The sequence below is a fragment of the Pseudomonas defluvii genome (genome assembly GCF_001695625.1).
Classification (GTDB): Bacteria; Pseudomonadota; Gammaproteobacteria; order Pseudomonadales; family Pseudomonadaceae; genus Aquipseudomonas; species Aquipseudomonas defluvii.
Window position 1 is genome coordinate 1 of sequence record NZ_MBPN01000164.1, and the last position, 6,904, is coordinate 6,904.

The following is a 6,904-nucleotide window of genomic DNA, read 5'->3' on the forward strand; positions in this document are numbered from 1 at the left end:
AAGACGCTCCAGCGGGAATTCACCGAGCGCGAAGACGGCTCGATCGCCGAGACGCGCATCCTCACCGACAAGTTTGTTCCCGTCATCCGCGCGTGGGACATGACGCCTGATTCCCCGACACGGGGCGAGGTGTTGACCATTCGCTGATTGTTTTTCACCGCCGACGGTTCGCCGTCGATTTTTCCACCTACCGGGGTCCAGTCGCCCCGATGGGGTGCCGTGGCCCCTCCATATCCAGGAGCCTTCCATGGCAGCCCAAGCACTTTCCATCAGCCAAACACCGAGCCTGCGCTTCTCGCCAGGCCAGGTGGTCATGACCTGCGGCGTCGATGACCTGGTCCGACAGGGCCGGCTCAACCCGACTCCCTACCTGCGTCGCCACCTCGGCGGCGATTGGGGCGACCTCGACGACAGCGACAGGCGGCAGAACGATGCCGCGCTGAAGTCCGGCGAGGATCGTCTGTTTTCTTCTTACGAGGTCACACCCGGCCTGAAGATTTGGATCATCACCGAATGGGATCGCAGCGTCACCACGCTGTTGCTGCCCAACGAGTACTGACCGCGAGTTGTCACCGCAGGCCAAGGAGTGCCTGTACTGTCCAACCACCGACGGTTCGCCGTCTCTCTTCCCACCACGGGGCATGTCATCGCCCCGCTGGGGTGGTGCATGCCCCATTCTTTTTATGGAGCATCACCATGCCCGTTGATCTCGACACCACCGCCAGCAATGCAGCGCCCGTACCGGGCGAACTGCTCGAAGCGGAATCATCCCCTCTGACCCTGAGCCTTCAGGATTTTGTCGGCGAGTTCGGCGACGAACTGCTTGATTCTCTCAACCGCGCCAACCCGCCGGTCTATACCGGCCAAGCGCAAGCACAGCGGCAACTCGTCGTTGCCAGCCTCAAGCGCAAGCTGTTCCAGGCCCAGGCCGACGTTGTCCATGCTGCCGCCGAGCTGCTGGTCGATCAAGGCGAACGCGCTGCGATCGTCAATGGCGAAATGGGCTGCGGCAAAACGACCGTCGGCATCGCCACGGCCGCGGTGCTCAACGCCGAAGGCTACCGCCGCACGCTGGTACTTTCGCCTCCCCACCTGGTCTACAAGTGGCGGCGCGAGATCCAGGAGACGGTGGCCGGCGCCAAGGTCTGGGTGCTCAATGGCCCGGATACGCTGGTCAAGCTCATCAAGCTGCGCGAGCAGTTGGGTGTGCAGCCCACGGGCCAGGAGTTTTTCGTCCTGGGGCGCGTGCGGATGCGGATGGGGTTCCACTGGAAGCCGGTCTTCACCCAGCGGCGCACCCGCCACGGCGACGTGGCAGCATGCCCGAACTGCGGCACGGTCATTACGGACCTCGACGGCGAACCGGTCAACCCGATCTCGCTCGAAGCCGAGGAGTCCCGCAGGAAGTGCAGCCACTGCGCCGCGCCCCTGTGGACGCTGATCCGCCCGCGTAGTCTGTCCGGCAGTGACCAGTCCTCTGTCGTCCTCAAAGCCTTGAAGCGCATCCCGACCATCGGGGAAGTCACCGCGCAGAAGTTGATGCAGAAGTTTGGTGACGGCTTCCTGGCCTCGATGCTGGGTGACAACATCCACGAGTTCATCAACCTGATGGACGGCAATGGCGAGCTGGTGTTTTCCGACCGTCAGGCCACGCGCATGGAACGTGCGATGGCCAACATGGAGTTTGGCTTTGGCGAGGGCGGCTACCAACCGTCCGAGTTCATCAAACGCTACCTGCCGCAAGGCACGTTCGACCTGCTCATCGCCGACGAGGCGCACGAGTACAAGAACGGTGGCAGTGCCCAGGGCCAGGCCATGGGCGTGCTGGCGGCGAAGGCTCGCAAGACCTTGCTGCTGACCGGCACGCTGATGGGCGGCTACGGCGATGATCTGTTCTACCTGCTGTTCCGGGCACTGCCAGGGCGGATGATCGAAGACGGCTACCGCCCGACCACGAGCGGCAGCATGACCTCGGCTGCGATGGCGTTCATGCGCGATCACGGCGTCCTCAAGGACATCTACTCCGAGAGCGCCGGCACGGCGCACAAGACGGCCAAGGGCACCAAGGTATCGGTGCGCACGGTCAAGGCTCCCGGCTTCGGCCCGAAAGGGGTCTTGCGTTGCATCCTGCCGTTCACCATATTTCTCAAGCTCAAGGACATCGGTGGCAACGTCCTGCCACCGTATGACGAGGAGTTTCGTGAAGTCCAGATGGACGTGGCGCAAGCTGCGGCCTACCGCGATTTGGCGGGTCGGCTGACCGCAGAGCTGAAACAGGCTCTGGCGCGACGCGATACGACCTTGCTGGGGGTGGTGCTCAACGTGCTGCTGGCCTGGCCGGATTGCTGCTTCCGGTCGGAGACCGTGGTGCATCCACGCACGCGCAACACCTTGGCGTTTGTCCCGGCTCAGTTCAATGAGTTCGAGATCAGCCCCAAGGAGCGTGAGCTGATCGAGATCTGCAGGCAGGAGAAGACACAGGGCCGCAAGGTTCTGGCCTACACGGTCTATACCGGCACGCGCGATACCACGTCGCGCCTGAAGGGGCTGCTGGAGCAGGAAGGCTTCAAGGTGGCGGTGCTGCGCGCAAGCGTGGATGCCAGCCGCAGAGAAGACTGGATCGCCGAGCAACTGGACCGTGGCATCGACGTGCTCGTCACCAATCCCGAGCTGGTCAAGACGGGGCTGGACCTGCTGGAGTTCCCGACGATTGTGTTCATGCAAAGTGGCTACAACGTGTACTCGCTCCAACAGGCAGCACGCCGCTCCTGGCGCATCGGGCAGAAGCAACCCGTGCGCGTGATCTACCTCGGCTATGCCGGTTCCTCGCAGATGACCTGCCTGGAACTGATGGCCAAGAAGATCATGGTCTCGCAGTCCACCTCGGGCGATGTGCCCGAATCGGGGCTGGATGTCCTGAACCAGGACGGTGATTCCGTCGAAGTGGCGCTGGCCCGGCAATTGGTCACCGCCTGATTTCCACGCCACAAGCCGGCCTAGCGCCGCCGGCTTTCTGTTCTTCCCACCTTGCAGCCCCGTCCGCGTTCTTCGTGGGCGGGGCTGCGTTTTTCTCTCATTCCAAAGTGTTCCCGTGAAGGCCGAGCGCTTGCCCAAGGCAGCAAACCGGGCACCACCCAGTTCGCATTCCTGGCTGACCGCACGGCATCGCGCCGCCAATGTATCGGCATCGCAACAGAAGAGCCGATGCCATGCCCGCCATCCATGTATCCCGGCGTCTGGTCGGCGCTGGTCTCCTGGCCGCTGCCCTGGCCAGCGGCTGCGCCACCACGACCGCGCCACTGGCACCAGACGCCATAGAGGAAATCGCCTCCGTTCCCCAACCCGAGGCACCCGAGTTCATTCCCGTCGTGCGCTATGGCCGCTACACGCTGGTTGAGCTGGCACCCTCGGCAGCGCAGCGTGACTTGCTGTTGCAGACCATCGATGTGTCCATGCCGGAGGATGCCCGTGCCACGGTGGGCGATGGCCTGCGGCATGTGCTCAAACGCAGTGGTTACCAGCTTTGCGAGATGGCCCACGCCGTGACCGAGTTGTATGCGCTGCCGCTGCCGGCGGCGCACCTGCATCTTGGCCCCATGACCTTGCGCGATGCGCTGCTTACCCTGGCTGGCCCGGCCTGGGAACTGCACGCGAATGACCGGGCACGGCAGATTTGCTTTGAGCAGGCTGGAGGCAGTGCGACCGCCGAGCACGAACACGAACCGCCTGCTGCCGAGGCGGTGCAGACGTTTCCGCTGATGCCTTCGGTTTCGGGAGGCCAGCCATGAATGCCGCGCAGTCTCCCCGTCGCCCGATCACCGCCATGATGTTGCAGAGCCTGATGTGGCTCTGGCTGATCGGCCTCAGCGTTTTCGTCGCTCTCGGCTACCAGGCGGTGAACGAGCAGGTCGACCAGGAGCTGCTTAATTCCCGCCTGCAACGTCTCGAAGCGCAGGCGGTAGGTCTGGCCGAGGCCATTGAGGCCATCCAGCAGCGTCCAACCGTCGCAACGGCGGCAGACCTTAAAGACACCCGCGAACTCCTGGAAGCACGCGCTGCCCAGGTCGAGACAACGCTGAGCGGCTATGCCGCTGCTGACGACCTTCAGGCGCTGCGCACGGAGGTCGAGCAAATCAAGACGCGCCAGACCGTTGCGCGCACCGCAGCACCCGCTCAGCCGCGCACACCGCGCAGGCCTAACGCCAAGCCGGAACCGCTGCCACTGCCGTTCCGCATCGTCGGCGCCGAACTTCGCGCCGGCCAGCGCAGCCTGTCCGTCGCGCCGAGCAGCGGGGACTTCACGCCCGACCAGCTTGAGGTACTGCTGCCCGGCGATTCGCTCGGCCCATGGCGCTTTCAGGCGGTCGAGGGCAACTCCGCCGTGTTTCAGGCCGGCGACCAGACCCGTCGCGTGGCGATCCCTTGAGCTGAGGACATGACATGAAGCCTGCCATTATCCTTTCCGCGCTTCTGCTGGTGTCTGCCCAGTTGTCCGCTTGGGCGCAGCAACCGACCACGGCCCCCGCCGGCAATGCCCAGAGCCAGGAGCGTCCGCTGGTCACTCGCGCCTTGGACGACCGGGTGGCAAGCGACTGGGGCTTGCAACCGCAGGAGTGGGCGCGCTATCGCGAACTGATGGATGGGCCGCTGGGTATCTACTCACCCAACCTGGACCCGCTGTCCGCCCTGGGCATCGAGGCGCGCACCGACGAGGAACGGCTCCGCTACGCAGAGCTGCAGGTACAGATCGAGGCACGCCGTGTCGAGAAGCTGCTCGCCTACCAGCGTGCCTACGACGAGGCCTGGCAGCGCCTGAATCCCGGCATGCAGCGGGTGAACCTGCCTGACGACAAGCCCGACACCGGCACAAGCGCCAATCCCTTGCGCGGTTCAGGCCGCACGGCAGTGTTCATCAAGGACGGCTGCGCGGCCTGCGGGCAGCTCGTGCAGCGCCTGCAATCCTCTGGTACCGAGTTCGACCTGTACATGGTCGGCAGCCGCCAGGACGACACACGTATCCGCGACTGGGCCAAGCGGGCGAACGTCGATCCGGCGCGCGTGCGCAGCGGTGGCATCACGCTCAACCATGATGGCGGGCGGTGGCTGTCGCTGAGCTTGCCCGGAGACCTTCCTGCGGTCGTGCGCGAGGTGAACGGTCAATGGCAGCGCCAGCCATAGTGGCCACCTCCGTTTCGCAGTGCTTGCGCGCACTGGTGATCGCGGCGGGCCTGTGCGCCTGCGCCGCCCATGCCCAGGAGCTTCCGCCACCGGCTTACCAGCTTGCCGCACAGCGCGCAGGCATCCCCTCGACGGTGCTCTACGCCGTAGCCTTGCAAGAGAGCGGCATCCGACGCAATGGACGCATCGTCCCGTGGCCGTGGTCGCTCAACGTCGCTGGCCAGTCGCGTCGTTACGCAACACGCGCCGACGCCTGCGCCGGTTTGCAGCAGGCGATGCGCGCCACGCCGCACACGCGCATCGACGCGGGCCTTGGCCAGATCAACCTCGGCTACCACCAACAGCGCTACGCCAGCGCGTGCGACCTGCTCGACCCGTACCGCAATCTTTCCATCGCCGCTGAAATCCTGAAAGAGCAGCACACCACTGGCGAGGACTGGTTGCTGGCAATCGGTCGCTACCACCGTCCTGCGGGCGGAGAACCTGCCGCCCGTTACAGGCGGAGCGTGTCGCGCCACCTTGCCCGTGTGCAGGGCACGCACCCAACCACCGCGGCCCTCGCTGCGCGCCAGGAGACATCCCCATGACGAACCTCCCTCTGAGCAACTTCACGCTGAAGGGTCTGCTCGTGCTGCTGGCGGCTCTGCCGCTGGCCTCGCGTGCCGGCGAGCCGCTGATCGTGGTCGAAGACCGTGGCGGCGCGTCGGCGCTGCCGTACTACGAGGCTCTGAACCTTCAGCCGCGCGCCGATGCGCCGGCCCGACCGCCCATCCCAATGCTCCCGGTGCCCGCCACGCCCATGGACGAGGCCGCGATGTTGCCGGTGCGCAGTGCCAAGCTCACACCTGGCACCGTCGCGCGGCGGGTGATAGAGGCGCCGGGCCTGCGGCCCTTTGTGGTCATCGGCGACGACGAGGCGTCCCGCGCCTGGCTTCGTCGTCAGGCGGCCTCGCTGCGCCAGCGCGGCGCGGTGGGCCTGGTGGTTAACGTCGAGACCGTGCAGGGCCTGGCACGGCTGCGCGCCCTGGTGCCGGGCGTAGCCCTCGCGCCTGTGGCCGGTGACGACCTGGCCGAGCGCCTGGCTCTGCGACATTACCCGGTGCTGATCACAGCCACCGGCATCGAGCAATGAAGCCATGTCGGGGAAACAGCCGGTCGAGGTTTTGCTGCGCCCAGCGGTGGAGTTCTATACCGTCGCGGCGTGTGCAGGCGCCGCGTTTCTGTCCCTGGTGGCCCCGTGGTCGCTCGCGCTGAGTCCGGCCATGGGCGTCGGCAGTGCGCTGGCGTTCTGCGCCTACGGTGCCATCCGCTACCGCGATGCCCGCGTCATCCTGCGCTACCGGCGCAACATTCGCCGCTTGCCGCGCTACGTGATGACCAGCAAGGACGTACCGGTCAGCCAGCAGCGTCTGTTCGTGGGGCGCGGGTTTCTGTGGGAGCAGAAACACACCCATCGGCTCATGCAGACGTACCGACCGGAATTTCGCCGCTACGTCGAGTTGACGCCGGCCTACCGGCTGGCGCGCAGGCTGGAGGAACGGCTGGAGTTCGCGCCGTTCCCGCTGTCTCGGCTGCCCGCGCTCACGGGCTGGGATGTGTCTTTCAACCCGGTGCGCCCGCTGCCGCCTGTGGGCGGCCTGCCGCGCCTGCACGGCATCGAACCCGATGAGGTGGACGTCAGCCTGCCGCTGGGTGAGCGCGTCGGGCATTCGCTGGTGCTGGGCAC

At 65.8% G+C, this 6,904-nt stretch carries 7 protein-coding genes and 2 pseudogenes; all 9 read left to right on the forward strand.

What is annotated here, in order from left to right; genetic code table 11:
* Window positions 1-147, forward strand: a pseudogene (locus tag EKA13_RS25105) (DUF6094 domain-containing protein); the annotation flags it as partial.
* 166 nt (window positions 148-313) lie between these two features.
* On the forward strand, window positions 314-559 hold the full coding sequence (locus EKA13_RS25110) for a plasmid related protein (RefSeq protein ID WP_425311439.1): 246 nt from the start codon (window positions 314-316) through the stop codon (window positions 557-559).
* A gap of 137 nt (window positions 560-696) precedes the next feature.
* Window positions 697-2,976 carry a helicase-related protein gene (locus tag EKA13_RS25115; RefSeq protein ID WP_003158628.1) on the forward strand — a complete coding sequence of 760 codons (2,280 nt, stop codon included), beginning with the start codon at window positions 697-699 and terminating at the stop codon, window positions 2,974-2,976.
* 233 nt (window positions 2,977-3,209) lie between these two features.
* Window positions 3,210-3,788, forward strand: a complete 579-nt coding sequence (gene pilL2 / locus EKA13_RS25120; RefSeq protein ID WP_003158629.1) for a PFGI-1 class ICE element type IV pilus protein PilL2 — start codon at window positions 3,210-3,212, stop codon at window positions 3,786-3,788.
* Window positions 3,785-4,426, forward strand: a complete 642-nt coding sequence (locus EKA13_RS25125; RefSeq protein WP_003158630.1) for a hypothetical protein — start codon at window positions 3,785-3,787, stop codon at window positions 4,424-4,426. The genes pilL2 and EKA13_RS25125 overlap by 4 nt, the downstream gene beginning before the upstream one ends.
* A 14-nt stretch (window positions 4,427-4,440) precedes the next feature.
* On the forward strand, window positions 4,441-5,178 hold the full coding sequence (locus EKA13_RS25130) for a TIGR03759 family integrating conjugative element protein (protein WP_003158631.1): 738 nt from the start codon (window positions 4,441-4,443) through the stop codon (window positions 5,176-5,178).
* On the forward strand, window positions 5,160-5,765 hold the full coding sequence (locus EKA13_RS25135; protein WP_003158632.1) for a transglycosylase SLT domain-containing protein: 606 nt from the start codon (window positions 5,160-5,162) through the stop codon (window positions 5,763-5,765). The genes EKA13_RS25130 and EKA13_RS25135 overlap by 19 nt, the downstream gene beginning before the upstream one ends.
* A complete protein-coding gene (locus EKA13_RS25140) occupies window positions 5,762-6,310 on the forward strand; it encodes an integrating conjugative element protein (RefSeq protein ID WP_003158633.1) in 549 nt (182 codons plus the stop codon). Before EKA13_RS25135 ends, EKA13_RS25140 begins: the two co-directional genes overlap by 4 nt.
* A 4-nt stretch (window positions 6,311-6,314) precedes the next feature.
* A pseudogene (locus tag EKA13_RS25145) lies at window positions 6,315-6,904 on the forward strand (type IV conjugative transfer system coupling protein TraD); the annotation flags it as partial.